The sequence below is a fragment of the Pelagerythrobacter aerophilus genome (assembly GCF_003581645.1).
GTDB lineage: Bacteria > Pseudomonadota > Alphaproteobacteria > Sphingomonadales > Sphingomonadaceae > Pelagerythrobacter > Pelagerythrobacter aerophilus.
Window position 1 is genome coordinate 62,374 of the sequence record NZ_QXFK01000005.1, and the last position, 24,058, is coordinate 86,431.

Below are 24,058 nucleotides of genomic sequence, written 5' to 3' on the forward strand. Positions count from 1 at the left end.
CGAACCGTGTTGGCCGGCGATCTCGAACGGTTCTGCGCAGGCTCGCACCTTCGCAGCTCCTCGACCTCCGACCGGATCGTCCGGCCTCGCGACGGCATTGCTTTCGCGTCCTTCTCAAGCGGTGCCCTTGCATCCGGCCGAAACCTTCTGCAGGTGTCCCTCGAAGACCGCGCGGACAGTTTCCGTCACGTCGAAATGGTCTGGAAAGTTTCCATGTTTTCAGGTCGCTAGACCGTCAAACTCGAAGCTTTCCGCAGCCCTTTCGATGTCTTGAAACTGCGCCCGAAAAACGAGTCGGGCAAGTTGGCAAGCCCGCAGTTATCCACTTTCCGCAGATTTCGCTGTGGACACGAGTGGATAAGTCAACCGCTTGTCGCAAAGTCAGCCAGCCAAGTCAGCCGGCGGTCTTGTCCCGCTGCGCCAGCAGCCGCAGCCGCAGCGCGTTGAGTCGGATGAAGCCCTGCGCATCCTTCTGGTCGTAGGCCCCGGCATCGTCCTCGAACGTGACGTGCGCCTCGGAGTAGAGCGAGTTCGGCGACTTGCGCCCGACCACGCTGGCGAGCCCCTTGTAGAGCTTGAGCCGCACGGTGCCGCTGACTTTCGCCTGGCTGAGGTCGATCGCCGCCTGCAGCATCTCGCGCTCGGGACTGAACCAGAAGCCGTTGTAGATGAGCTCGGCGTACTTCGGCATCAGCTCGTCCTTGAGATGCGCCGCGCCGCGGTCGAGGGTAATCTGCTCGATCCCGCGGTGGGCGCGGGCGTAGATCTCGCCGCCGGGGGTCTCGTACATCCCGCGGCTCTTCATCCCGACGAACCGGTTCTCGACCAGATCGAGCCGGCCGATGCCATGCTTGCGGCCGAGATCGTTGAGCGCGGCGAGCAGCGTTGCCGGGCTCATCGCCTCGCCATTCAGCGCGACGCCGTCGCCCTTCTCGAAGTCGATCGTGATGTATTCCGGCGTGTCGGGCGCTTCCTCCGGATGGTCGGTGCGCGAGTAGACGTAATCGGGCGTCTCCTCCCACGGATCTTCCAGCACCTTGCCTTCGGACGAGGTGTGGAGGAGGTTCGCATCGGTCGAGAACGGGCTCTCGCCGCGCTTGTCCTTCGGCACCGCGATCTGGTGCGCTTCGGCCCAGGCGATCAGGGCGGTGCGCGAATTGAGGTCCCACTCGCGCCACGGGGCGATCACCTTGATGTCGGGGTCGAGCGCGTAGGCCGAGAGTTCGAAGCGGACCTGATCGTTACCCTTGCCGGTCGCGCCGTGGGAGATCGCGTCTGCTCCTGTCTCGCGGGCTATCTCGACCAGCCGCTTGGAAATCAGCGGCCGCGCGATCGAGGTGCCGAGCAGGTAGTCGCCTTCGTAGCGCGCATTGGCCCGCATCATCGGGAACACGAAGTCGCGCACGAATTCCTCGCGCAGGTCCTCGATGAAGATGTGCTTGTCGGGAATGCCCATCGCTCGGGCCTTGGCGCGCGCGGGCTCGATCTCCTCGCCCTGGCCGAGGTCGGCGGTGAAGGTGACGACCTCCAGCCCGCGCTCGACCTCCAGCCACTTGGCGATGACGCTGGTATCGAGACCGCCCGAATAGGCGAGGACGACACGCTTGATATCCGACATTCGTTGGGCTCCGTGATTCCGGCCGTAATTCCGGCGGGGCCGGTATCAGGCGCCGCCCGGCGCGGCAACGGAGAAGCGGTTGGGGGCGGCGGAGCGCTACTTGCCCGTTTGATGGCTCAGGTTCGCCTCCGCCTCACCCATATAGTCGCGGGTGAGGGGCAGAGCGTGCCGGTTGCGGGTGAACTGGATCTGGTAGTTGCACATGCTGCCGCTTTCGAACGCGGCCGTCGCGCCGGCGAGATAGAAGGTCCACATGCGGTAGAAGCGCGGATCGAACATCGCCTCGATCTCGGCGCGATTGACTTCGCAGTTGGCGTACCAGGCGCGCAGGGTCCGGGCGTAATGCAGGCGGAGCATCTCGATATCGGCGGCGATCAGCCGGACCTTCTCGCTTGCCGTGACCGTTTCGCTGAGGGCCGGGATGTACCCACCGGGGAAGATGTACTTGCGGGTGAAGGCATCGGTTGTGCCGGGGCCGCCCATCCGGCCGATGGTGTGGAGCAGCATGACCCCGTCGCCCGCCAGCAGTCCGGCGCTGGCGCGGAAGAACGTCTCGAACTGCGGCCGTCCGACGTGCTCGAACATGCCGACCGAGACGATCCGGTCGAACCTGTCCCCGCGTGCCGCGAGGTCGCGGTAGTCGATCAGCTCGAACTCCACCCGGTCGGCCACGCCCGCCTCCTCGGCACGCTGCCGGGCGAGGGCGATCTGCTCTTCGCTCAAGGTGATCCCCTTGACCCGCAGATCGAAATGGCGCGCGAGATAGATCGCCATGCCGCCCCAGCCGCAGCCGATGTCGAGCACGCTCTGGCCATCCTCGAGCAGGAGCTTGGCGGCGATGTGGGCGAGCTTGGCCTCCTGCGCTTCACCCAGGGTCATGTCCTCGCGCGGCCAGTAGGCGCAGCTATACTGCATGTGTTCCGCATCGAGCATCATGCGGTAGAGGTCGTTTCCGATGTCGTAGTGATGCGCGACGTTGCGCTTGGACGAGCGGGACTGGTTGATGGACTCCGCCGTGAATCCGATCCGGTTCTTCAGGCGGCGTAGCGGGCTCGGCGGGTGAAGGCGCGCGCCCGCTTCCCACGGGGCGTTCCTCCGGATCAGTTCGACGAGCTGCATCACGTCGCCGGTCTCGATCACGAGGCGGCCGTCCATGAACGTCTCGGCCGCGCCCAGGCTGGGGTCGAGCAGGATGTCGCGCGCAACCCGGTCATCCGACAGGCGAACCGCGACATTCGGATAGCCCGGCGCAGGCTCGCCGAATTCGGCGCGCCGGCCGTCGGCATGTACGACCGTCAGCCGGCCGGAACGTACCGTGCGGCCCATGATTTTGTCGAAGAGCGAAGCTGCGTTCATCGTCATACCAATACCCGTTGGACCGGATTACCAAGTCTGCGCTATTCCGCCGCCTCCCGCAGCGCCGGATCGAAGCGCCAGTCCGGCACTTCGCCCCGCTCGCGCAAGCGTGCGCTTTCCTCGTACATGTAGTCTCGTGTCATCGGGATAGCCGCGCGGTCCTTCACGTACTGGATCTGCCAGTTGACCAGGGTGCCGTTGCGGAAGCTCTGCTCGGCGCCGGCGAGATAGAACAGCCACATGCGGTAGAAGGTCTCGTCGTACATCGCGGTGATTTCCTCGCGGTGCATCACTGTGCGATTGTACCATTCCTCCAGCGTGTGGCTGTAGTGGAAACGCATCGCTTCCACGTCCATCACTTGCCAGCCGGCCTTCTCGCTCTCGGTCACGAGTTCCGAGAGGGCGGGGATGTAGCCGCCCGGGAAGATGTACTTGCGCGTCCAGGCGTCGGTGAACCCCGGCGGGCCGGCGCGGCCGCAGCAGTGGCTGAACATGACCCCGTCGGATTTGAGCAGCTCGTGCGTGTGGCGGAAGAATTGCGGGTAGTGGATCGTGCCGACATGCTCGAGCAGGCCAACGCTGGTGATGCGGTCGAATTGCCCCTCGACGTCGCGGTAGTCCATCAGCGCGAACTTGACCTTGTCGGCCACACCCTCGGCCTCGGCGCGCTCCTGACAGAAGGCGATCTGGTCGGGTGCGAGGGCGACGCCGAGCACCTCCACCCCGTACATCTTGTGCAGGTAGAGCGCGAGACCGCCCCAGCCGCAGCCGATGTCGAGCACGCGCATGCCCTCGCACTTGCCTTGCTGCAGATGGAGCTTGGCGGCGATGTGCGCCTTCTTGTCCATCTGCGCCTTCTCGAGGCTGTTCGAAGGGTCGCGGTAGTACGCCATGGTGTACTGCCGGTCCTCGTCGAGGAAGCGCTCGTAGAGCGCGCGGGTGAGGTTGTAAGTGTGCTCCGCGTTCTTGCGCGCCTTGCTTTTGAGGTTGACCCCGTCGAGCTTCGCGATTGCCTTCTGAGCGGCGCGGCGCAGCAGGCCCTGCGACTGGATCGCCTTGTCGCCGATGGACTTGGTGTTCTCGGTGACGAACAGGATCATGTCGCGGATATCGTGTGGGGGCTCCACGACCAGCCAGCCCCACATGAAAGCCTCACCTGCCCCAAGTTGGGGATAGCGGGCGATGTGCGCGGCAGCCTTGGGGTGCGTCAGGGTGATGCGGATGGCCCCCTTCGCATCGGTGGCCGGACCCGGGCCGTAGTCGTAGATCTTGCCGTCGTGGTCGGTGACGATGAGCTTGCCGCGCTTGATCGCCGATTTCAGGAACTTGTCGAGCAGCCACATGCCTGGCGCATCTCCCATTGCGTCTGGGTCGAGCTTCGCCCGAGCGGCCGCGTGCTGTCAACCAAACCGCTAGGGCCGCACATCCTCACGCGCGAGGTAGATCACGTCGCGCGGCTGGGCGAGGAGGTGCTGGCCGCTGTCGACGTAGAGCGTCTCCCCGCTGGCGAGCCATCCTTCGGCAAGCCAGAGGCAGGCATCGGCGACCTCGTCCACACCGGTCTTGCGCTTGAGCAGGTTGAGGCGGTGCGAGACTTCAGTCTCCGCCTCGCTCTGGTCGTGGCTCGCGAGGATCGCGCCGGGGGCGAGGGCATAGACGCGGTCCGCAGGCTGCGCTGGCCCCATCGCCAGCATCCGCACGGCGGCTGCGGCGGCGTGCTTGCTCATCGTGTAGCTGAAGAAGTCGGGATTGGGATTGGCGAGTTTCTGATCGGTCATCTGGATCACGCGCCGCCCGCCCCGTGCCGTCGCCCGGGCGAGGAAGGTCTGCGTCATGCGCGCGGGCGTCACCGCGTTGATCTGCATGGCGGCGTCGCAGGTCGCCGGGTCGAGCGCGCGGACGTCGTCGAGCCGGAAGGTCGAGGCCGAGTTCACCAGCACGCGCCAGTCGGGCAGCCGTGCGGCGAGCTGCTCGACCATGGCCACTGCCGCGTCGCCGTCGGCAAGATCACACTGGATCGTTTCGGCCGAGGGGAGGGACGTTGCGAGCACCTCCGCCTCAGCAGCCGAGCGGCCGTAGTGGATCACGACGTGCCAACCCGCTTCGCCGAAACGGCGTGCGATCGCCGCCCCGATGCGTTTGGCTCCGCCGGTAACGAGGATTGCGGGGCGGTCTTGCGTACCTTGATCCATCGCGTTCACTCAAGCACAGGCGCCGCGCCGCGCAAAGGAAAAGGCGCGCCGTCCGGTGGACGACGCGCCTTCCTGCCGGATCCTGCTCGCGTTCAGGCCCGGCCGGGTATCAGCGGCACTTGAGGCTGCCGCGGTCGATCTCGCGTCCGACCACCGCACCGAGCGCGCCGCCGAGGATCGCACCGAGGGTGCGGTCCCCGTCACCGGCGATCTCGTGACCCGCCAGCGCACCGACGCCGGCGCCGATCACCAGACCGGTCGTGCCGTTGTCGCGCTTGCAGTAGTAGCGGCCGTCGCGCCCGCGCCACATGCTGGAGCCGCGCGTGATGCGGCGCGGTTCGCGGTAGCGGCCGCGGCGGTCATAACGATCGCGATCGCGCCAGCGGCGGTCGCGGTCGTAGGATGCCGAGACATCGGTATGGGCTGCGACGGTCGTCTGCGTCGGCGCCGGGAGCTCGACCGCCATGGACGGGACGGCGGTCGCCGAAAGGGCCACTGCGGCAGCGGCGAAAAGCGTCTTCTTCATCATTGTTGTTCTATCTCCTTTCGGATGCGGGATTGCGCGTGTGCCGGCGGTCTCGTCGGTCGATCCACAACACCGGATGAACAAATGTCACCTTCGGCCAGGCTGCGGTGAAGCGTGCAGTTGGCGGGAGGGGACGAGCCGCCTGTCAGGCGTGCCCGTCCCGATCCCGACTTGCGGCTAGCGGCACTGCAGACTGCCGCGGTCGATCTCGCGGCCGATGATCGCGCCGACCGCGCCGCCGAGGATAGCGCCCAGCGTCCTGTCGCCGCGGCCGGCGATTTCATGGCCGGCCAGCGCGCCGACGCCCGCGCCGATCACGAGGCCGGTCGTACCGTTGTCGCGGCGGCAGTAGTAGCGGCCGTCGTCACCGCGCCACATGTACGAACTGCGCGTGATCCGGCGGGGCTCGTAGTAGCGCCCGTACCGATCATAGAGCTGCGCGTCCTTGGCTCGCTTGCCGTGCGCCGGGGCCCACGGCGGCGGATCGGCCATCGCGGGGGTGGCAGTCACCGCCATCGAGGCGGCAGCGATAGCAAACAGCATCTTCTTCATCTTTCGACTCCCTAATTGGGCTTCCAGAGCCATTACGGCTCAACTTGTTCATCGATCCCCAACCCCAGATGAACAAACTCGTGCCCGAGAACGACGTCAGACAAGGCGATGCGGGTGTGCGGCGAACCGTTGCACCCCTGTCTCAGAGCTGCGCGATCAGTTCCTTCGCATCGGCGATCGCCTGGTCGCGAATGTCGGGTCCGAAGCCGATCTTTTCAGCCCGGACGAACTCGAGATCGGGAATACCGATGAAGGCGAAGAAGTCGCGCAGCAGCGTCTCCTGGTGCTCGGCCGCGCCGCCGATCTCGTACGCTCCGCCGCGGGAGGAGGCGATGATCACCCGCCGCCCGCCGGCCAGGCCTTGCGGTGCGCCATCCTTGTAGGTGAACGTCACGCCGGGAACGCCCAGGCGGTCGAGCCATGCCTTGAGCTGGCTGGGAATGGTGAAATTGTACATTGGCGCACCGACGATCACGATGTCGGACGCGAGAAACTCGTCGAGCACCGCGCGCTCGGCGGGGAAGGCGGCGGCCATCGCCTCGTCGTGGCTGTCCTGCGGCATGCGGATCGCGCCGGTCGTGATCGAATCGATATGCGGCAGCGGATCGCTGACGAGATCGCGCTCGATCAGCGTCGCCTCGGGATGCTTGGCGGTCAGATGGTCGGCGATCGCCTGGGTGAGAACGCGGCTGACCGAGTTCGCTCCGGTGGTGGCGCTGTCGATACGGAGAATCTGCATGAGCTTTGCTTTCCTTGGTTACGGATGATAACTAGGGGCCATATGGAAACTGTCTCTATCTCAGCGCAAGAAGGCACATTGCTGTCCGATAGGCACACCGATGTGACCGACGCCGAACATTCGCCGATCCGCTGCCAGGCGGTGAACGACATTCTCGCGCGGGTGGGCGACAAGTGGTCGATGCAGGTGGTCATGAGCCTCTCGGCCGGCCCCATGCGCTTCAACGAATTGCGCCGCGCGATCGACGGTATTTCGCAACGCATGCTCACCCGCACGCTCCGCGCCCTGGAGCGCGACGGGCTGGTCGACCGCGAGGTGACGCCCAGCGTTCCACCGCGGGTCGACTATTCGCTCACCATGCTCGGCCGCTCGCTGCGCGAACCGGTCGCCGCGCTCGGTGTCTGGGCGATGGAGAACCGTTCCCACATTGATTCGGCACGCGCGCGATTCGATGCCGAGGAATGAGGTTCAGGCGCGCATGACGAGCGCCAGCCAGTCTGCTGCCACGCCGTCGAAGCCGCTTCCTTGGTAGCGATCCACCACAACCGCCTGCCATGGCGCGGCTTCGCGATAGACCGTGCATAGATCGTCCTCGGTCGGGAAGCTGTAGTAGCGCCCGAAGCAGTCGCGTCCCTCGCCATGGCCGAGCTTGTAGTTCGCGAAATGCCAGCCCCCCGGGCGGAGCGCGCGCGCGACGCGTTTCAAAACGTCGGAAAGTTCGCTGAGGGGGCCATGGAGCAGCGAAGCATGGGCCCAGACCGCATCGTAAGCTGCATCGGCCCCAAGTTGTTCGAACCGCATCACACGCACAGGACGGTCGAGCCGCTCCTGAGCCTTCTTCGCCATAGCGAGGCACCCGTCGGTCGGGTCCACATCGAAGCCGCGCGCGATCATCCGTGCCGCATCACGCCCGCCGCCGCAGCCCACTTCAAGAATACGTGCGCCGGGAATCAGGCGATCGAGGAATGCGTCAAGGTGACGGCTGGGCCCTTGTGCCCCGCCAAGAGTATAACGCGGCGCCTCACGCTCGTAGAACGCGAGGGTTGCCGCGTCGCTCACGCCTATGCGGCTGCCGCAGCGGCCTCGCGGTCGCGTTCCGCACGGCTCTTCTTCTGCGCCGCGGTTCTGAGCTGGCCGCAGGCTGCGTCGATGTCGCGTCCGCGCGGCGTGCGGACCGGGGCGCTGATGCCGTGCTCGAACACGATCTCGGAAAAGCGCTTCACCCGCTCGGGCGTCGAGCATTCGTAGGGCGCGCCCGGCCAGGGATTGAACGGGATCAGGTTGACCTTGGCCGGCAGCTTGTACTGCTTGAGCAGCCGGACCAGCTCGCGAGCGTGCTCGTCGCTGTCGTTCTTGTCCTTGAGCATCACGTATTCGAACGTGATGCGTCGTGCGTTCGAAGCGCCCGGATAGGCGGCGCAAGCCGCAAGCAGGTCCTCGATGCCGTACTTCTTGTTGAGCGGAACGATCTCGTCGCGGATTTCCTTGGTCACCGCGTGAAGAGACACGGCGAGGTTGACTCCGATCTCCTCCCCGCAACGTTCCATCATCGGCACGACCCCGCTGGTCGAGAGCGTGATCCGCCGCTTCGACAAGGCGAGTCCGTCGCCGTCCATGACGAGGCGGAGCGCGTCGCGGACATTGTCGAAGTTGTAGAGCGGTTCGCCCATGCCCATCATCACGATGTTGGTCAGCAGGCGCCCGTCTGCGGTGTATTCGGCTTCGTCGGCGTCCTCGCCGACGTCCATCCGGCCGCGTGGCCACTCGCCCAGCGCATCGCGCGCGAGCATGACCTGGCTGACGATCTCGCCCGGCGTCAGGTTGCGCACGAGTTTCATCGTGCCGGTGTGGCAGAAGCGGCAGTTGAGGGTGCACCCCACCTGGCTCGACACGCACAGCGTGCCGCGGTCCGCATCGGGAATGAAGACCATCTCGAACTCGTGCCCGTCGGCGGTCCGCAGCAGCCACTTGCGCGTACCGTCGCTGGAGTGCTGTGCCTCGACGACGTCGGGCCGGCCGACGACGAAGCGCTCCGCGAGCCAAGGGCGCATGGTTTTCGCGATGTCGGTCATCGCTTCGAACTCGGTCGCGCCGCGGTGATATATCCAGTGATACACCTGCTTCGCGCGCAGCTTCGCCTGTTTCGCATCGAGCCCCGCATCGACGAACAGTTCCGCAATGCGGGTTCTGGGCAGGCCGATCAGATCGGCGCGGCCGTCGGCGCGCGGCGTGATGTCGCGCGCGACGGGAACCGGATCGACTTGTCCGGGGATGGGCATAAGTGCGGTATCGGCCATGGCCGCGCGCATATAGGGGCGCGGGCGCGCCAAGGCAAAGGCTGTCGGGTGAAGGGCGGGATCGGCGAGTAAACACCACCCCGCGGCGGGAGACGACGTTCCGGCGCTTTGTCGACGAAATCCGGCAGTTCGTCGCTCAATATGTGACTGAGAAACAACACAAATATCGTTGTGTTAGGTTAATGAAACCGGTTCGTGGGCATCGCCGTTGAGGTGGTCCAGGCGGGCGGCCGCAAGGCCAAGCGCCGGATAACCCACGGAGTAGGTATGAAAAAGACGATAGCACTCATCGCCACCGGGTCGCTTGTGGCCCTAGCCACACCCGCGATGGCGCAATCGAACGAGGATTCGCCGTTCCATGGCCCGCGTGCCGGCGTTCTGGTCGGATATGACCAGACAGGCGCCGGAAGCAGCGTGGACGACGATGCCAACGAGGACAACAACGACCAGTCGATCGAAGGCGTCGGCTACGGTGTGGAAGTCGGTTACGACCTCGACACCGGCGGCGCGGTGGTCGGTATCGAGGGCGAGTATATGGACTCGACCGCCGATACCGAATTCGAGAACGGCGATTTCGAAGGCTTCGGACTCGGCAATATCGAGGCGAACCGCGACCTCTATGTCGGCCTGCGCGCCGGTGTGAAGGCCACGCCCAACACGCTGGTCTATGCGAAGGGCGGTTACACTAATGCAAAGTTCGACGTGCTTTCGAACGACGGCACGACCGAGTTCAGCAACGACATCGACACCGACGGCTACCGCATCGGCGGGGGCGTGGAATACGCGATGGGTAACGGCGTGTATCTGAAGGGCGAGTATCGCTACTCGAACTATTCGGAAGCCGAGATCGACATGGAAGACACGCTGCCCGACAGCGAGCGTTTCGACGTCGACCTCGACCGTCACCAGGTCATGGCGTCGGTCGGCTATCGCTTCTGAGCCGCGGCACAACGCCAATAAGACGGGAAGGGCGGGGCTTCGGCTCCGCCCTTTTCATATCAGCCGCGGCGAATCCATCCGGTGACCGAGTAGCGGGGCGCCGGCGCGAAGGGCGCGACGATAGACACGCTGTGCGACTGGGGGACGCGGAAGAGGTTGAGGACATTGAAACCTGGAACCATCGCCCCGGTCACCTCACCCGCGGCATCGTGGAACTGCAACAGGCCTCCCCATTCGGGCTGCCATCCCGGGCTCAGGTTGAGAACATAGGCAGCGACCCTGTTCTTGCCTTCGACATCGTCGTCGTGACGCGTCAGGAAATGCCCTGGCAGATAGCGCGTGGCCTGACCGTCGACCAATCCCACATCTGGGTCGCCCGTCAATTCCCGCCACATCGCCAGCGCCGGCGCGCTGTTCATCGCCTCCAAAAGGCGATCGACGGGAAATCCACGCCCTGAGCGTTCCGACGATTGCTCCGAGACTCGCACGGTCTCGTAGAGGTACTGAAAGCCCTTTCGAGCCCCTTCATGGATCGCCTGTTCGAGTTGCGCCGCCTGCTCGGGCGTAAGCACTTCGATCGATTCCGGGCCGAGGTCCCAGGTTCGCTCGCCCTGGTTGAAGGTCCTCCACCAAGGGGCGGCCTGCAGGAAGGTGTGCAGCGCCTCCGCCGCCTCGCGTTGGAGGAAGTCCGGTATTCGAATGCGGCCATCCCGGGCGAAGGCATGTGCCGCATCAGCGATCTGCTTGGGCGAGGAAGCGGGATGAAAATCGGTCATGAGGTCACTCGCGCGCAGCCGACGGTGGCGGCGTCGATTGCGGTGGCGGCGCCGGTGAGGTCGTATCGATCGGAAAAGCGCCGGCCGCGCGAATCCCGGGCGGTGACGGTCATCCGCCCGGCCGCGCGCATCGCGGCCACGATGGCCGCGTCCATCGCCTTGTCGCGCGCCCAGGCATCGCCGCCGCCACCGGTCAACTCGAAGCGCCTGTCGCCGACCGTGAGCGTGATCGCCGCATCCTCCGCGAGCTTACGCGACAGGCGCAAGTGGACCTGGCCGCGCACGTTCCTGCGCGGCCAGGTGCCGACGCTGGCGAAGGCGCGGTAGTCGCCCTCTCTGTCGCTCTCGAAGGGTTGGGCGATGGCATAGCAGCGCGGCACACCCGGGTCGCGAAAAGCGCCCCAGTTCGAGAACACGCCAAGGCTGTCGCGCGCGGAGAGCGGTGCGGCAAGGGCGAGGGCCGCTATCGCCGCAAAACAGAGTCGTCGCCCCTGCGAGAGCAGGCGCTGCGCCGTCATCGGGAGCTCTGCCGGCAAGGGGTAAGGTGCTTCACGCACGCCCTCTAGGCCCTTGCCGCCACAGGGACGACGGGCGTGGGATAGGCGATCGCGACAACTTCCCATTCCTTCTCTCCGCCCGGCAGACGCACCGTGCGCAGATCGCCAACCGTCGCGCCGCGAAGGGCGCGTGCGAGAGGACTGGACCAACCGATGCGGCCCGAACTCGCATCCTGCTCGTCATCGCCGACGAGAGTGACGATCTTCCGCGCATCGTCCTCGTCCGCGAGCGTCACCGTCGCTCCGAAGAAGGCGCGGCTCCGGTCGGGCTGATCCGCCGGGTCGACCACCCGGGCGGCCTTCATGCGCCGGGCGAGGTGGGCGAGTTCGCGGTCGATTTCCCGCATGCGCTTGCGCCCGTAGAGATAATCGCCGTTTTCGCTCCGGTCGCCGTTGCCGGCTGCCCAGCTCACGATCTCGACGATTTCCGGCCGTTCGGTCCCAAGCAGGCGATCGTACCGCGCCTTGAGCGCGGCGAGGCCTGCCGGCGTGATCGGATTGGTCGGGGCGCTGCTCACCGGACGCCCTTAACAAGATTCCTCGCCCCGGCAAAAGCCGCGATCACGGAGGTGGAGTTCAGCCCGGCGTCGACTTGCCGATGAACTGGCTGATCCCCTTGGGCTGGCCGTAAGGCATCCGGTCGGGATACATCGCCTCGTAGACCACCGCATTTTCGAGCACGCGCTGAACGTAGTTCTTGGTTTCGAAAATCGGGATCTCCTCGATCCAGCGCAGCCAGTCGACCGCGCCAGTGCGAGGATCGCCGTTCTGACGCAGCCACTTGTTCACGTTGCCGGGACCCGCATTGTAAGCTGCCACGGCGAGCGGATAGCTGCCGCCGTAGTAGTCCATCATGCGTGCGAAGTACGCGTTGCCGAGGCGCACATTATAGTGCGGATCGCTCGTGAGATTGCCGTAGTTGTAGCTCATGCCGAGCTTGCCGGCCTGTTCGCGGGCGGTTCCCGGCATCAACTGCATCAACCCGCGTGCACCCGCGTGGCTGATGCGGTCCTGATCGAATTCGCTTTCCTGCCGTGCAATGGCATGGACGATCGTGAAGTCGGTGCCTGTCGGCTGGGAGACGGTGGGGAACCCGATCCGCTCGAACCCAGCGATGTTCTTCTCCGGCGCAGTGCGGCCGATCACCACGGCGAGTTCGGGCAGGCGTAGCTCTTGCGCGAGGTCCGCCACGAGCTGCATCTCGGCGGCATCGTCCGCGGATTCGGCCAGTGCGGTGAAGAAATAGCGCTCGGTGCGCCAGTCGCCGCCTCCCCGCGCGAGCTCGCGCACTGCGAGTGCCAAGGGATTCGAACGGAACGTGGCGCGCTGCTCGGCCGTGGGTTGCGGCGGTGTCGCCGCGCCGAACGTCGGCTTCGGGCGTCCGAGCCGCTCAAGAGCCAGCAGGCCATAGTAATACTCAGGATACTGCGCAGCCATTTCCCAATAACGCCGCGCCTCGCCGGCATTCCCCGCGCGATCCGACGCGAGCCCGGCCCAATAGAAGCCCTTGGAGCGCGTCTGGGGCGTCCGTGCGGCGGCGCCATAGCGATAAAACAGCGGCGCTGCGCTGTTGCCGTCGCCGAGGCTCCACAGCGCCTTGGTGCCGCCGAGCCACATGAGCGAGGTGTAGTCGTCGCGAAGACGGTAGCTCATGCCGGAGATGTCGGCGCCCGGTGCGAAGAGATCGTCGACCTTGGACGCAATCTGCACCGCGGGCCGCGCTCCCGCGCCCTTCGCGATGCGCAGCGCCTCGGTCACGTAGTCCTGCGCGTCGAACGGCAGCGCGGCAAAGGCTGGACGGTTGGAGAGCAGGTCGATCGCCTGCGGAAGCTGGCCGGTGGAGCGGTAGTAGCGCGCGAGCGTGTAGACATAGCCCGGGTCGGTCCGGGCATTGCTAGGGATCGGCAGTCCGGCGGTGGCCGGGTTCTGGCCCTGGAGGAGCGACAGGCGGGCCATCGCCATCGGGCGATAGCCGGGCGAAATATTGTTCATGTGGCGCGCTGCCGCGTCGGCCTTGCCCTGCCACAGCAACGCCGCCATGCGGGCGTCGTGATCCTCCACGGTAAAGCGCGAACCGAACAGGCCGAGCATATAGGCCTCGGCCGGCGTACTGATATCGCCGCCGCGCCAGGCCGCGCGCGCGACCTCGAACGCCTCCGGCCGCTGCAGTCCGGCAAGCGCAATGGCGTAGCGCGCGCGTGCCGGGTTGCTCAGCGGCGGATTGCGGTCGAAATAGGCGACGAGCTGTTCGGGCGTCGGGGCGTCACGTTCCAGCGCACTTTCCGCCCTGCCGCGGATGACGTCCATGCGCGGGAATTCGGGGAAGGCGAGGGCTAGACCGGCGTAGGCCGAGAACCCCATGTGATCGTTCGATGTCAGGAATTTCCATCGCTCGACCGCCTGCCCGACCTGCGAAGGCACGGTCGCGGTCAGCGAATGACGCGCGCTCTCCACCGCATCTTGCTGGGCGACCAGCGGGACCGATGCGGTGAGGACAGTGGTGGCGAGGAGGGCGAGACCGTACAAGGGAATCCGTGTCATGCTGGACATCGTGGCCCCCGGCTCCTTATCAGGCGCTGAATGAAGATTTCCATCGCGCGGGATACTGCCTCGCGCCTTGGGCAGACACAAGGATAGTGGCAATGTTTTCCGGCTCGATTCCGGCCCTGGTGACTCCTTTTCGCGACGGAACGTTCGACGAGGCGGCTTTCCGCCGGCTGGTCGACTGGCAGATCGAGAACGGCAGCAAGGCCTTGGTCCCCTGCGGCACGACGGGTGAGGCCTCGACGCTCTCCAATGCCGAGCATCACCGGGTGATCGAAATCTGCATCGAGCAGGCGGCCGGGCGGGTGCCGGTGATCGCCGGGTGCGGCAGCAACGATACGCGCAACGCGCTGCTGCACATGAATTTCTCGAGGAAGGCCGGTGCCGCCGCGGGCCTCTGCGTCGCGCCTTACTACAACCGGCCGGGCCAGGCCGGGATCCTTGCGCACTTCAGCTATCTCGCCGAGCATTCGGACCTGCCGATCGTGCTCTACAACGTGCCGGGCCGAACGGTGACGGATATCGAGCCCGAGACGGTCTGCGAACTCGCCAAGCGCTATCCGGACCGCATCGTCGGCATCAAGGATGCGAGCGGCGATCTCAGCCGAGTGACCGACCACCGGATGGGGATCGGCAAGGACTTCTGCCAGCTATCGGGTGACGACGAGCTCGCGCTGCCCGCCAACGCGGCAGGTTCGGTCGGCTGCATTTCGGTGACCGCCAACGTCGCGCCCGCGCTCTGCGCCGAGTTCCAGCAGGCCTGCGCCGACAACGACCTTGTCCGTGCGCGCGAGCTCAACGACCTGCTCTATCCGCTGCACTATGCGATGTTCGAGGACGCGAGCCCCGCGCCGGTCAAGTATGCGCTCAGCCGTGTGCACGACTGGATGTTGCCGGACGTGCGCCTACCGCTGGTCGAATGTTCCGAGCACGCGAAGAAAGCCGTCGATGCGGCGCTGGAGCACGCCGGCCTCGTCTAGCGCGCCTCACCGCAATAGATCAGCCCGGTCTCGGGCAATGTCGCGGTACCTTCGACGAGCATTGCCTTGGCCGATTCGGCGAAGCGGAGGGTGATGCTGTCGTCTTCTTCCGCGCCGTCGATCGCGCACACGGCGTCGATCGCATAGCCACCGGGCGATTTCTCGATCCTGGTGAAGTCGCAGGCGATGTCATCCGGCGCGGTCAGCCGGTTTCTGGTCAGCGTCCAGGCTTCGCTGCGGCACTGCTCGGCACTCTCGGCCCAGCGGCCGATATAACGGGATGCGGCATCCGCAGGGGGAAGCGCGGTGCCCGGTTCATCTGTTGAGGTGGCGCCGGCAGGCTCGGCCGCTTCCTCCACCAGGTCGGAAGCGGCTTGCGCGTCAGGCGGAGCCTCGCCCTCCGGTGACGGAGAGCAGGCCGCTAACACCAGCGCCGCGCTCAGGAGCGTGCCGCGCCAATCAGGCATGAGCATTCATCCCATCGAGCGCCTTGCGGCAATCGTCCGCGCATTCGCGGCACATCGTAGCGCAGCGTCGGCAGTGGGGATTATCGTGCTTCTCGCACTCGGCCGCGCAGACTTCGCACGCTTCGATACAGGTCTGCAGCACCGACTTGATCACCGCGACATCGCCCGAGGTGCGTCGGGTCGCCACGCGATACGTCGCCTCGCAGATGTCCGAGCAATCGCTGCACAGGCGGATGCAGCGGCGCATGTCCACATCTTCGGCGCTGCAGGCGTCAGCGCAGGAATTGCAGATCGCCGCGCAATACATCGCGTGCTTGACCGCTTCGGCCAGTGGCTGGTTGAAGTCCGCCCCAACCTGTGGGTGCTCCGAGATCATTTTCTTGATCGACATGAGACATCTCCTTCGCCGGGTCAGCGAGCGAAGGCGGGGGATAGTTCCGCTCGGGCCTTTCGCGCAGCCATCGTTCCGTCTATGTTCCTGTGATGGATATGACTGCAACGATCATCGCCCTGCTGGCGCTCGGGTTCGGCGCTGCGCTGGGCTGGTTCCTCGGTTCGCGCCCTGCGGCCGACTGGAGGGCCCGCCATGAAGAGCGCGACGCCGAGGCCAAGGAGCTTGCGGGCAAGCTCTCGCGCATGGCGCCGGAACTGGCGGCGATGGGCGAGCGCGCGGCACGGGCCGACGACCTCGCCGCGAAGCTCGATGCTGCGCGGGACGAACTCGTGGGCCTGAAAGCCGAACGCGCGGCGTTCGAGGAGCAGAAGCGGCTGCTCGAGGAATCGCGCGCCAACCTGCTCAAGGAGTTCGAGAACACCGGGGCCAAGGTCCTCGGCGCTGCGCAGGAGCGGTTTCTCGAACGAGCGGCGGAACGGCTTGGTCATTCGGAGAAGGCGTCGGAGGAGAAGATCAAGGCGCTGCTTCAGCCGGTGGGCGATCGGCTGAGGAAGTACGAGGAGCAGGTCGCCACGCTGGAGGAAAAGCGGACCGACGCCTTCGCGCGGCTTCACCAGCAGATCACCGAGATGCAGCGCGGGCAGGAGGAAGTGCGGCGCGAGGCGCAGCGGCTCGGCAATTCGCTGACCAATGCGCCCAAGGCGCGCGGGCGCTGGGGCGAGCGGGCGCTGCAGAACGTACTCGAACAATGCGGCCTCAGCCAGCACACCGACTTCATTCTCGAACATTCGATGGAGACCGAGGAGGGCCGCTTGCGGCCGGACGCCATCGTCAGGGTGCCGGGCCAGAAGAAGCTGGTGATCGACGCGAAGGTCTCGCTCAATGCCTACCAGGCAGCGTTCGAGGCCGACGATGACGACGAGCGCCGGCGCCACCTTGACCTTCATGCCCGGTCGATGCGGGGCCACGTGCAGACTCTCGGGGCCAAGAGCTACCAGAGCCAGTTCGACGAAGCGCCCGATTACGTCGTGATGTTCGTGCCCGGGGAGCACTTCGTCGCCGCCGCGCTCGAGCACGATCCCGAACTGTGGGACTTCGCCTTCGAGAAGCGTGTGCTGCTGGCCACGCCGACCAATCTCGTGGCGATCGCGCGCACCGTGGCGCAGGTTTGGCGGCAGGACACGATCGCGCGGGAGGCGATCGAGATCGGCAAGGCGGGCGCGGAACTCTACGACCGGCTCGCCATCGCCGCCGAGCACATGAAACGCGTCGGCGGCGGGCTCGAAACCGCGGTCAACAATTACAACAAGTTCGTCGGTAGCTTCGAACGCAACGTGCTGTCCTCCGGTCGGCGCCTGAAGGACAAGGGCATCGAGATCGGCAAGCGGGAAATCGACGAAGTGCCGCTCGTCGAAAGCGCGCCGCGCTATACCGCGGAAGATTCGGACGCTACGAAAGAGCCCGCACTGCCGTCAGTGGGCAGCGACAACGAATAGCCGAAGAGGACTCTGCCGATGCGCCCGACGATCTGCCTTGCCGTAACGCTTTCGCTCGCGCTTGCCGCATGCGGAGAGGGCAAGGCGCCGTCGGAGAAGCTGAAGGACGCGGCCGAGGGGTTGGTCGAGGAGGCCGCAGGCGAGACCCCGCCCAAGCTCGCTGAGGGACCATACGCCCCACGCGACGAATGCACCGGGCTCCCGGGTGCCGACGCCTTCCGCCAACAGCTCGCGCAGGCGGTCGAGGCGCGGGACGCGAAGGCGCTGATCGCGCTCGCGGCGCCCGATGTGAAGCTCGACTTCGGCGGCGGTGCGGGATCGGCCCAACTGCAGGCCCGTCTGGACGAGGACAATCCGACTTTGTGGGACGAGCTCGACGTGCTGCTGACGCTCGGCTGCGCAGCCGAGGGGCAGGCGGGTATCACACTGCCGTGGTACTTCGCCCAGGAGATCGATGCGGTCGATCCGATGAACGGCATGATCGTTATGGGCGAGAATGTGCCGCTACGCGTGGCCCCCGAGGCTAACGGCGAAATGATGAAGGAGATTTCCTGGGACGTCGTCGAACTGATCGACGGCTTGCAGCCCGAGGCGCCGTTCCAGCATGTCGTGACCACCAAGGGTCAGCAGGGCTACATCGCCACTGACAAGCTGCGCAGCCTGATCGACTACCGGCTGCTTGCGTCGAGCCGCGACGGAAAATGGAGCATCACGAGCCTGGTGGCGGGGGACTGAGCCGCGCCAACTCGGCGCTATGACCGCTCGATCGCAGGATCAAACGGTCGTCGTCTCTCCATTCGAGCGTGGGGGCGGCGACCAGCAGCGCCGCGATCGCCTGTTCCTGTTCCCAGACGTCGCCCTGGCAGAACATCCTGGTTCCGGCGAGCGGCCCTGCGATCAGCCGGCCTTTCTCCACCCGCCACTTGCCGGCCATCGCGTTGCAGCCGACGCTGGCGGAAATGTTCTCCTCGCCGAACGAGAGCCGGGCGCCGTCGGGGCGGGCGGGTTCGTAATCATCGATCTTGATAAAGCCCCATTCGCTTTCGGAGAGGCGCTCCGGCGCGGCTGGCCGGGCCACGCAGCCCGCGCAGAGAAAGGCGAGGGAGAGGGCGAGGGCGATTCTCTTCATCGGCCATCTGTGTAACGCTCCCCGGCTGAGTGGCCGGTGAATGAATATCAGTCGAAAGCCGCCAAGACCTCGTAAGCGAGCACCGCACCCGCAACGGCGGCATTGAGACTGTCCGCCCGGCCGCGCATCGGCATTGTCACACGCAGATCGCAGGCCGCCTCGTACTCCTCCGGCAGGCCGCGCGATTCGTTGCCGACCAGAATGAAGCACGGCCGCGAATAGGGTGCGCCGCGATAGGGCACGGCATCGCGCAAGCTTGCGGCGACGAGCTGTCCGTCCCCGGCGCGCAGCCAGGGCAGAAATTCTTCCCATCGCGCTTGCGCGATCCGCTGGGTGAACACCGCGCCCATGCTCGCGCGTACGGCTTCGACACTGAACGGGTCCGCGCAATCGTCGATCAGGATCAGGCCACCCGCACCGACGGCGTCGCCGGTGCGCAGCATCGTGCCGAGATTGCCCGGATCGCGCAGCGCCTGCGCCACCAGCCAGATCGGCGCGGCTGTCCTGTCGAGTGTGGACAGTGGTGTGTCGAGCTCGGCAAACACGCCGGCGATCGCCTGGGGGTTCGCCTTGCCGGTGATCTTGGCAAGGATATCGGGCGGGGTCTCGATGATCGTACCGCCCGCGCCGGCGACAGCATTCTCTAGGGCATCGGTCAGGGAATGCGGGTCGCGCCCCTCCGCCATTACCAGCATCTCGGGCAGGATTCCCGATTCCCGCGCGTCGGTCAGCAGGCGCAATCCTTCGGCGAGGAATCGCCGCTCGCGTCGCCGATGCTTCTTGTCGCGCAGGGAGCGCAGGAACTTGACGGTCGGATTGGAAAATCCGGTAATCCGCTGCCGGGAAATGGCCGCCATCAATCCTCGCCGAACCCGTCGCGCACGAGGACATAGAGCTCGTCGAGCACTGTGTCGGCGTCGGGACCCTCGACGACGATCTCCACCGTATCGCCCTTCGCCGCGCCGAGCATCATCAGCCCGAGGATCGATCCGCCCGCCGCTTCGTAACCGTCCTTCGCCACGCGCACCTCAACCCCAGCTGGAAGTTCACTGACGAGGTTGACGAATTTGGCGCTCGCCCGCGCATGGAGGCCGCGGGAATTGACGATGTTAACTTCGCGCCGCGGCATCAGCACGCTTTCGCGTGCTGGCCAAGCAGCTCGGAAGCGACGGTGATATAGGTTCGCCCGGCATCCCGCGCGGCGCGCACCGCTTCTGCCACACCGTGCGATTTGCGCACACCGGCGAGGCGGATCAGCATGGGCAGGTTGATCCCGGCCACGACCTCCACCTTGCCCGCCTCGAGCAGCGAGATCGCGAGGTTCGAGGGAGTGCCACCGAACAGGTCGGTCAGCACCGCGACTCCGCTACCATCGTCGACATCCTTGATCGCCTGAGCGATTTCCTTGCGCCGCCGCTCCATGTCGTCGTTGGGGCCGATGCAGATGGTGGCGATCGCCTCCTGCGGGCCGACGACATGCTCCATCGCGCGGACAAACTCTTCGGCCAGACGGCCGTGGGTGACCAGGATGACGCCGATCATGCGAAGGTGCTTTGTCCGGATTTTCGGGGGTGGGGCATGCGAACCATGGCCAGAGGGCGTTGTCTCATTGCGGGCCTTCGATCTCGTCGGCCGCGCGTGATCCCAGATTGCGATGGATGATCGTGGGCGAAAATCCCGCATCGCGCAAGGCCTGTGCGAACCTCTCGGCGGTATAGACCGACCGGTGCCGCCCGCCCGTGCAGCCGAAGGCGATGTTGACGTAGCTCTTCCCCTGCGCGGCGTAGCGCGGGAGGAGTGTGAGCACGAGTTCGCGGATCTGCTCCAGAACCGGGCCGTAGCTCTCGTCGCGCTCGATGTGCTCGCCCACCGCGGCATCCAGTCCGGTTTGCTCGCGTAGGCCCGGCACCCAGTGCGGATTGTCGAGGAAGCGCATGTCGAACACGAGATCGGCCAGAGGCGGTGTGCCGCGGGCGAAGCCGAAGCTGGAGACGATCACTGCCATCTCGCGCGGAGCGCTGCCCGCGAAGTGCGCGCGAATGGCTTGTTGCAGATCGTTGCTCGAGAAGTCCGAGGTGTCGATCACCGCATCCGCCCAGCGGCGCAGAGGTTCGAGCAGTTCGCGTTCCGCCTGTATGCCGATGCGCACCGGGCGCCCGTCCGCCATGGGGTGCCGGCGGCGCGTCTCGTTGTAGCGGCGTTCGAGTTCGCCGCCATTGCAGTCGAGGAAGAGCGTGGTGACGACCAGATCGCGGCGTGCGGCGAGTTCCTTCACTTTGGCCATGATATCGTTCGGCACGAAGCCGCGCGTGCGCGAATCGAAGCCGATCGCCAGCGGCGGGCGCGGCCCATCGTGCTGTGAGCCGCCGATCAGACGGCCGAGCAGGCGGATCGGGAAGTTGTCGATCGCTTCCCACCCGAGATCTTCGAGGACGCGCAGTGCCGTCGTCTTGCCCGCACCCGAAAGTCCGGTGACGAGCAGGATGTGCTGGCGGTCGTCAGGCGAATCGTCGGCCATGGAGACGATGTGGCCGGTTGTGTGGACGAAAGAAAGGGGTCAGGCCGGCGGCATCCCCGAAGCCAGTCCGTAGGCACGCAGGGCCAGTTCGGCGCGCACCGCAGCGGGGGCGATCCGGGGGTCGAACGCAAGCAGCGGAACAGGCACGCCCGCGATCTCCGCGACTTCTGCGGCATCGATGAAGCGCGGAGCATCCGGATCGAGCACGAGCCTCAACGCGACCGGCGCCTCGGTGGTGGGAAAGGTCAGCAGCCCCAGATTGCGTGCCTCCAGCAGGCCGCGGATGTTGGGAGGAGGCAGCGCCCAAAGCGCCTCTCCGCGCCGCTCCAGCCTGACACCGTCGTCGCCTACGAGCACGGCCCCCCGATCGATCAGTTCGAGCGCCAGCCCGCTCTTGCCGGCCCCCGGCGGGCCCTCGATCAACACTCCGCGGCCGCCGATAGCCACACACGTGGCCTGCCGGAGGATAACCTCGCTCAACGCCGCGACCGAGCCGCTGCGGGCAGAGTGAGCACGAGGCACGCGCCGGAACGTCCATCGGATCGGCCGCAGGCTTCCAGAGTGCCGTCGTGCGCTTCGACGATCGTGCGGGCGATCGCGAGGCCGAGCCCGCTGTGATCGCCGAACGCCTCCGCATCCGGGCGGATGGAGTGGAATCGCTGAAATACTTTTTCGCGCGAATCCTCCGGTATGCCGGGGCCTTCATCGCAGACGGAGAGCGTGACGCAGTCGTCATCGCTGCGGGTCACGGTCACTTCGATGACGCCGCCCGCTGGGGAGAAGGACACGGCGTTATCGAGCAGGTTTTCGATGACACGCTCGAGCCGCAGAGGGACTCCCATGACCTGCGCGTCGCCCATCGGCCGGCTCAACTCGACCCGATGTTCGTCATTCTCCGCACGATCTTCCCGCGCGGCAATGATCGCAGCGGCAAGGTTGCCGAGATCGAGGCGCTCGAAGATCGCGCGAGAGATCTCGGCATCGACCCGGCTGGCGTCCGAAATCTCGGTCACGAGCCTGTCGATGCGGCGAATGTCGTGGGCGGCAATGCCGGTCAATTGCCGGCGCAGATCCTCGTCCTCGACTTTGCCGAGCGATTCGATCGCGCTGCGCAGGCTCGCGAGCGGGTTCTTGATCTCGTGCGCAACGTCGGCCGCGAAGTGCTCGACTGCGTCGATCCGCTGCCGCAGAGCGTTGGTCATGTCGGAGACGGCGCGGGCGAGGGCGCCGATCTCGTCGCGCCGATCGGGCAGGCGCGGCACCTCGACCTCGCGCTCGCGCCCGAGGCGCACGCGCACTGCCGCGCGTGCGAGCGACTGCAAGGGGCGGACGATGGTGCGCGCTAGGTAGAGCGAGAGGAAGATCGAGCCGAGCAGCGCGAAGAACACCGCCATGCCCAAGGTCGAGCGAGCCTCGCGCACTTTCTCGGTGATGTCGACCGCGTTGCGCGTGGTCAGCAGCGTGGCGCCGTTGAGACCTACCGGCACCGCCGCGTTGATCACCGGAGTTCCGTCGGGCGCATCACGGAGTTGAATCTGGGACAGGCCTTCCTCGCGCGCGCGCGCCAGCTCGGGCCATGCGTCGGCGATCGTTTCCTCCGGCTCGACATAATCGGGGATCGGATCGGCACCGACGATCGTGTCCACCCATCGGTCGAGGACGCGGGCGAATTCGATCGAGAACGGATCGTCGCCCACATCGTCAAATTCGAAGACGGCTTCGTCGAGTGCGAAGCTGTCGGCCCATAATTGGCCTTCGGCATCGAACATGCGCAGCCGCATCTTCTGTTCCTTGCCGATTTGGATCAGCAGCGCTTCCTGCCGCTTGCGCGATGCACCGGCGAGCGCCTCGGCGGTGATCTGTGCTTCGATCCGGGCGAGCTTGTACCGTTCCGAGAGGAGCTGCTTGCGGTAGGTGTCGAGATAGAAGATCCCGCCACCGAGCAGCGCGAGCGGCAGCAGGTTGACCGCGAGGATGCGGGTGGTGAGCGACAGCCGCCGCGACCAGCTCAGCCGGTCCAGCCGCGCGTCGATCTTCTCGCGGAATCCGCTGTCAGCCATCGCTGAAGCTGTAGCCCGCGCCGTACAGGGTCTCGATGGCCGAGAACTGCGGGTCGGCCGCGCGGAATTTGCGCCGCATGCGCTTGATGTGGCTGTCGACCGTTCGGTCGTCGACGAACACGTCGTCCGGGTAGGCCGCATCCATCAGCGAATTGCGCGACTTGATTACGCCGGGCCGCGCGGCCAGCGCTTCGAGCAGGAGAAACTCGGTCACCGTAAGCGAAACGGGCCTGCCGTCCCAGGTGACGTGATGCCGCGCCGGATCCATTGTCAGGCGCCCGCGCACCAGTGGTTCCCCCGGTTCCTCATCGGCGTCCGACGCGCGTTCGGCGCCTTCGCCGACCACCTCGGCCCGGCGCAGGATGGCGCGGATGCGGGCGAGCAGAAGGCGCAGGCTGAACGGCTTGGCGATATAGTCGTCCGCGCCCAGTTCCAGGCCGGCCTCTTCGTCCTGCTCGTCGTCCTTGCTGGTCAGGAAGATCACCGGCAGCGTCGAGTGGCGGCGCAGGCGGTGGAGCAGCTCCATTCCGTCCATCCGCGGCATCTTGATGTCGAACACCGCGAGATCGGGAGGGCTTTCGAGCAGCGCCTTGAGCGCGGTCTCGCCATCCGAATAGAGCCGTGTGGCATAGCCTTCAGCTTGCAGCGCGATCGAAACCGTCGTCAGGATATTCCGATCGTCGTCGACCAGCGCGATGATCTTCTCCCCGTCCGATCGAGACTGCTCCGCCTCAGCCATATCACCTCCGTCATCAGGGGCCGCGTATCGACCCGACGGTTAGACGCTTCCGCGCGGCGAGACAACGCGCGCAGGCTGGTCGGCGTTTGACGGCGCCGCAGAGCGCGATTATGCGCGGGGGACATTCCGTGCATTCGTATGCGAACGACTCGCCGTTGGCGCCTGCAGGGCGGCCTCCG

28 protein-coding genes are annotated in these 24,058 nt (G+C 66.1%); 5 read left to right on the top strand and 23 right to left on the bottom strand.

The genetic code is table 11. The features are described from left to right. Positions 1 to 394: 394 nt before the first annotated feature. The 7 genes from D2V04_RS01130 to D2V04_RS01160 form a co-directional block, all read right to left on the bottom strand. Positions 395 to 1,618 carry an argininosuccinate synthase gene (locus D2V04_RS01130; RefSeq protein ID WP_119511545.1) on the bottom strand — a complete coding sequence of 408 codons (1,224 nt, stop codon included), beginning with the start codon at positions 1,616 to 1,618 and terminating at the stop codon, positions 395 to 397. A gap of 96 nt (positions 1,619 to 1,714) precedes the next feature. Then, positions 1,715 to 2,980, bottom strand: coding sequence for an SAM-dependent methyltransferase (locus D2V04_RS01135; protein ID WP_228766188.1), 1,266 nt, complete (start codon positions 2,978 to 2,980; stop codon positions 1,715 to 1,717). A 35-nt stretch (positions 2,981 to 3,015) separates the two neighbouring features. Then, positions 3,016 to 4,335, bottom strand: coding sequence for a cyclopropane-fatty-acyl-phospholipid synthase family protein (locus tag D2V04_RS01140; protein WP_324186831.1), 1,320 nt, complete (start codon positions 4,333 to 4,335; stop codon positions 3,016 to 3,018). A gap of 51 nt (positions 4,336 to 4,386) precedes the next feature. Beyond that, positions 4,387 to 5,166 carry an SDR family oxidoreductase gene (locus D2V04_RS01145; protein ID WP_119511547.1) on the bottom strand — a complete coding sequence of 260 codons (780 nt, stop codon included), beginning with the start codon at positions 5,164 to 5,166 and terminating at the stop codon, positions 4,387 to 4,389. A gap of 109 nt (positions 5,167 to 5,275) precedes the next feature. Beyond that, complete coding sequence (locus D2V04_RS01150) at positions 5,276 to 5,692, bottom strand: glycine zipper 2TM domain-containing protein (RefSeq protein ID WP_119511578.1); 417 nt, start codon at positions 5,690 to 5,692, stop codon at positions 5,276 to 5,278. 177 nt (positions 5,693 to 5,869) lie between these two features. Beyond that, a complete protein-coding gene (locus D2V04_RS01155; protein WP_119511548.1) occupies positions 5,870 to 6,244 on the bottom strand; it encodes a glycine zipper 2TM domain-containing protein in 375 nt (124 codons plus the stop codon). A gap of 142 nt (positions 6,245 to 6,386) precedes the next feature. After that, a complete protein-coding gene (locus D2V04_RS01160) occupies positions 6,387 to 6,983 on the bottom strand; it encodes an FMN-dependent NADH-azoreductase (RefSeq protein ID WP_119511549.1) in 597 nt (198 codons plus the stop codon). A gap of 102 nt (positions 6,984 to 7,085) precedes the next feature. Here D2V04_RS01160 and D2V04_RS01165 point away from each other — a divergent pair, with 102 nt between their 5' ends. Beyond that, positions 7,086 to 7,448: a winged helix-turn-helix transcriptional regulator gene (locus D2V04_RS01165; protein WP_228766189.1), complete on the top strand. Its 363-nt coding sequence runs from the start codon at positions 7,086 to 7,088 to the stop codon at positions 7,446 to 7,448. Between the two features lie 3 nt (positions 7,449 to 7,451). On the opposite strand, the gene D2V04_RS01170 is transcribed toward D2V04_RS01165, so the two are convergent. Continuing rightward, the gene (locus tag D2V04_RS01170; RefSeq protein ID WP_119511551.1) at positions 7,452 to 8,042 is read right to left on the bottom strand and encodes a class I SAM-dependent methyltransferase; all 591 of its coding nucleotides are present in this window, start codon (positions 8,040 to 8,042) and stop codon (positions 7,452 to 7,454) included. Positions 8,043 to 8,044: 2 nt separating this feature from the next. Further along, positions 8,045 to 9,280 (bottom strand): 23S rRNA (adenine(2503)-C(2))-methyltransferase RlmN, encoded by a 1,236-nt coding sequence (rlmN, locus tag D2V04_RS01175; RefSeq protein WP_119511579.1) that lies wholly within the window; start codon positions 9,278 to 9,280, stop codon positions 8,045 to 8,047. 267 nt (positions 9,281 to 9,547) lie between these two features. Between rlmN and D2V04_RS01180 the strand changes: the two genes are divergently transcribed. Then, entirely contained in the window at positions 9,548 to 10,219 is a 672-nt protein-coding gene (locus tag D2V04_RS01180; RefSeq protein WP_119511580.1) for an outer membrane protein, read from the top strand. A gap of 59 nt (positions 10,220 to 10,278) precedes the next feature. On the opposite strand, the gene D2V04_RS01185 is transcribed toward D2V04_RS01180, so the two are convergent. The 4 genes from D2V04_RS01185 to D2V04_RS01200 are packed head-to-tail and all read right to left on the bottom strand — an operon-like array spanning position 10,279 to position 14,102. After that, positions 10,279 to 10,995: a 2OG-Fe(II) oxygenase gene (locus tag D2V04_RS01185; RefSeq protein ID WP_119511552.1), complete on the bottom strand. Its 717-nt coding sequence runs from the start codon at positions 10,993 to 10,995 to the stop codon at positions 10,279 to 10,281. Then, positions 10,992 to 11,513, bottom strand: a complete 522-nt coding sequence (locus D2V04_RS01190; protein WP_119511553.1) for an invasion associated locus B family protein — start codon at positions 11,511 to 11,513, stop codon at positions 10,992 to 10,994. The genes D2V04_RS01185 and D2V04_RS01190 overlap by 4 nt, the downstream gene beginning before the upstream one ends. 44 nt (positions 11,514 to 11,557) lie before the next feature. Continuing rightward, positions 11,558 to 12,070 carry a transcription elongation factor GreB gene (gene greB / locus D2V04_RS01195; RefSeq protein WP_119511554.1) on the bottom strand — a complete coding sequence of 171 codons (513 nt, stop codon included), beginning with the start codon at positions 12,068 to 12,070 and terminating at the stop codon, positions 11,558 to 11,560. Between the two features lie 58 nt (positions 12,071 to 12,128). Then, on the bottom strand, positions 12,129 to 14,102 hold the full coding sequence (locus D2V04_RS01200) for a lytic transglycosylase domain-containing protein (protein ID WP_119511555.1): 1,974 nt from the start codon (positions 14,100 to 14,102) through the stop codon (positions 12,129 to 12,131). Positions 14,103 to 14,194: 92 nt separating this feature from the next. Between D2V04_RS01200 and dapA the strand changes: the two genes are divergently transcribed. Then, positions 14,195 to 15,076 (top strand): 4-hydroxy-tetrahydrodipicolinate synthase, encoded by an 882-nt coding sequence (dapA, locus tag D2V04_RS01205; protein ID WP_119511556.1) that lies wholly within the window; start codon positions 14,195 to 14,197, stop codon positions 15,074 to 15,076. On the opposite strand, the gene D2V04_RS01210 is transcribed toward dapA, so the two are convergent. Both D2V04_RS01210 and D2V04_RS01215 read right to left on the bottom strand, forming a co-directional pair. Continuing rightward, positions 15,073 to 15,549: a hypothetical protein gene (locus D2V04_RS01210; RefSeq protein WP_119511557.1), complete on the bottom strand. Its 477-nt coding sequence runs from the start codon at positions 15,547 to 15,549 to the stop codon at positions 15,073 to 15,075. The two genes, dapA and D2V04_RS01210, sit on opposite strands and share 4 nt — an antisense overlap. Continuing rightward, complete coding sequence (locus D2V04_RS01215) at positions 15,536 to 15,934, bottom strand: four-helix bundle copper-binding protein (protein ID WP_119511558.1); 399 nt, start codon at positions 15,932 to 15,934, stop codon at positions 15,536 to 15,538. Before D2V04_RS01215 ends, D2V04_RS01210 begins: the two co-directional genes overlap by 14 nt. Before the next feature lie 98 nt (positions 15,935 to 16,032). Here D2V04_RS01215 and D2V04_RS01220 point away from each other — a divergent pair, with 98 nt between their 5' ends. Both D2V04_RS01220 and D2V04_RS01225 read left to right on the top strand, forming a co-directional pair. After that, on the top strand, positions 16,033 to 17,433 hold the full coding sequence (locus D2V04_RS01220) for a DNA recombination protein RmuC (RefSeq protein WP_119511581.1): 1,401 nt from the start codon (positions 16,033 to 16,035) through the stop codon (positions 17,431 to 17,433). Positions 17,434 to 17,451: 18 nt separating this feature from the next. After that, positions 17,452 to 18,168, top strand: a complete 717-nt coding sequence (locus tag D2V04_RS01225; protein ID WP_119511559.1) for a hypothetical protein — start codon at positions 17,452 to 17,454, stop codon at positions 18,166 to 18,168. On the opposite strand, the gene D2V04_RS01230 is transcribed toward D2V04_RS01225, so the two are convergent. From D2V04_RS01230 to D2V04_RS01265, 8 genes are all read right to left on the bottom strand, one after another. Beyond that, positions 18,143 to 18,562 (bottom strand): META domain-containing protein, encoded by a 420-nt coding sequence (locus tag D2V04_RS01230; protein ID WP_119511560.1) that lies wholly within the window; start codon positions 18,560 to 18,562, stop codon positions 18,143 to 18,145. The two genes, D2V04_RS01225 and D2V04_RS01230, sit on opposite strands and share 26 nt — an antisense overlap. A gap of 47 nt (positions 18,563 to 18,609) precedes the next feature. Then, the gene (locus D2V04_RS01235) at positions 18,610 to 19,419 is read right to left on the bottom strand and encodes a TrmH family RNA methyltransferase (protein ID WP_119511561.1); all 810 of its coding nucleotides are present in this window, start codon (positions 19,417 to 19,419) and stop codon (positions 18,610 to 18,612) included. After that, positions 19,419 to 19,691, bottom strand: coding sequence for an HPr family phosphocarrier protein (locus D2V04_RS01240; RefSeq protein WP_119511562.1), 273 nt, complete (start codon positions 19,689 to 19,691; stop codon positions 19,419 to 19,421). Before D2V04_RS01240 ends, D2V04_RS01235 begins: the two co-directional genes overlap by 1 nt. Beyond that, a complete protein-coding gene (locus D2V04_RS01245) occupies positions 19,691 to 20,104 on the bottom strand; it encodes a PTS sugar transporter subunit IIA (protein WP_119511563.1) in 414 nt (137 codons plus the stop codon). Before D2V04_RS01245 ends, D2V04_RS01240 begins: the two co-directional genes overlap by 1 nt. Before the next feature lie 64 nt (positions 20,105 to 20,168). Beyond that, entirely contained in the window at positions 20,169 to 21,080 is a 912-nt protein-coding gene (rapZ, locus tag D2V04_RS01250) for an RNase adapter RapZ (RefSeq protein WP_119511564.1), read from the bottom strand. Positions 21,081 to 21,119: 39 nt separating this feature from the next. Beyond that, on the bottom strand, positions 21,120 to 21,527 hold the full coding sequence (locus D2V04_RS01255; protein WP_228766190.1) for an HPr kinase/phosphorylase: 408 nt from the start codon (positions 21,525 to 21,527) through the stop codon (positions 21,120 to 21,122). Positions 21,528 to 21,556: 29 nt separating this feature from the next. Further along, positions 21,557 to 23,140, bottom strand: a complete 1,584-nt coding sequence (locus tag D2V04_RS01260) for a sensor histidine kinase (RefSeq protein ID WP_119511565.1) — start codon at positions 23,138 to 23,140, stop codon at positions 21,557 to 21,559. Next, a complete protein-coding gene (locus D2V04_RS01265; protein ID WP_119511566.1) occupies positions 23,133 to 23,879 on the bottom strand; it encodes a response regulator transcription factor in 747 nt (248 codons plus the stop codon). Before D2V04_RS01265 ends, D2V04_RS01260 begins: the two co-directional genes overlap by 8 nt. Positions 23,880 to 24,058: the final 179 nt, after the last annotated feature.

Coding starts and splice junctions, on each gene's coding strand:
- D2V04_RS01160 (WP_119511549.1), bottom strand. CDS start 6,983: ATGCAGATTCTCCGTATCGACAGCGCCACCACCGGAGCGAACTCGGTC.
- dapA (WP_119511556.1), top strand. CDS start 14,195: ATGTTTTCCGGCTCGATTCCGGCCCTGGTGACTCCTTTTCGCGACGGA.
- D2V04_RS01265 (WP_119511566.1), bottom strand. CDS start 23,879: ATGGCTGAGGCGGAGCAGTCTCGATCGGACGGGGAGAAGATCATCGCG.
- D2V04_RS01225 (WP_119511559.1), top strand. CDS start 17,452: ATGCGCCCGACGATCTGCCTTGCCGTAACGCTTTCGCTCGCGCTTGCC.
- D2V04_RS01215 (WP_119511558.1), bottom strand. CDS start 15,934: ATGTCGATCAAGAAAATGATCTCGGAGCACCCACAGGTTGGGGCGGAC.
- D2V04_RS01200 (WP_119511555.1), bottom strand. CDS start 14,102: ATGTCCAGCATGACACGGATTCCCTTGTACGGTCTCGCCCTCCTCGCC.
- D2V04_RS01135 (WP_228766188.1), bottom strand. CDS start 2,980: ATGACGATGAACGCAGCTTCGCTCTTCGACAAAATCATGGGCCGCACG.
- D2V04_RS01190 (WP_119511553.1), bottom strand. CDS start 11,513: ATGACGGCGCAGCGCCTGCTCTCGCAGGGGCGACGACTCTGTTTTGCG.
- D2V04_RS01210 (WP_119511557.1), bottom strand. CDS start 15,549: ATGCTCATGCCTGATTGGCGCGGCACGCTCCTGAGCGCGGCGCTGGTG.
- D2V04_RS01230 (WP_119511560.1), bottom strand. CDS start 18,562: ATGAAGAGAATCGCCCTCGCCCTCTCCCTCGCCTTTCTCTGCGCGGGC.
- D2V04_RS01185 (WP_119511552.1), bottom strand. CDS start 10,995: ATGACCGATTTTCATCCCGCTTCCTCGCCCAAGCAGATCGCTGATGCG.
- D2V04_RS01260 (WP_119511565.1), bottom strand. CDS start 23,140: ATGGCTGACAGCGGATTCCGCGAGAAGATCGACGCGCGGCTGGACCGG.
- D2V04_RS01235 (WP_119511561.1), bottom strand. CDS start 19,419: ATGGCGGCCATTTCCCGGCAGCGGATTACCGGATTTTCCAATCCGACC.
- D2V04_RS01130 (WP_119511545.1), bottom strand. CDS start 1,618: ATGTCGGATATCAAGCGTGTCGTCCTCGCCTATTCGGGCGGTCTCGAT.
- D2V04_RS01150 (WP_119511578.1), bottom strand. CDS start 5,692: ATGAAGAAGACGCTTTTCGCCGCTGCCGCAGTGGCCCTTTCGGCGACC.
- D2V04_RS01240 (WP_119511562.1), bottom strand. CDS start 19,691: ATGCCGCGGCGCGAAGTTAACATCGTCAATTCCCGCGGCCTCCATGCG.
- D2V04_RS01140 (WP_324186831.1), bottom strand. CDS start 4,335: ATGGGAGATGCGCCAGGCATGTGGCTGCTCGACAAGTTCCTGAAATCG.
- rapZ (WP_119511564.1), bottom strand. CDS start 21,080: ATGGCCGACGATTCGCCTGACGACCGCCAGCACATCCTGCTCGTCACC.
- rlmN (WP_119511579.1), bottom strand. CDS start 9,280: ATGGCCGATACCGCACTTATGCCCATCCCCGGACAAGTCGATCCGGTT.
- D2V04_RS01155 (WP_119511548.1), bottom strand. CDS start 6,244: ATGAAGAAGATGCTGTTTGCTATCGCTGCCGCCTCGATGGCGGTGACT.
- D2V04_RS01180 (WP_119511580.1), top strand. CDS start 9,548: ATGAAAAAGACGATAGCACTCATCGCCACCGGGTCGCTTGTGGCCCTA.
- D2V04_RS01220 (WP_119511581.1), top strand. CDS start 16,033: ATGACTGCAACGATCATCGCCCTGCTGGCGCTCGGGTTCGGCGCTGCG.
- D2V04_RS01245 (WP_119511563.1), bottom strand. CDS start 20,104: ATGATCGGCGTCATCCTGGTCACCCACGGCCGTCTGGCCGAAGAGTTT.
- D2V04_RS01145 (WP_119511547.1), bottom strand. CDS start 5,166: ATGGATCAAGGTACGCAAGACCGCCCCGCAATCCTCGTTACCGGCGGA.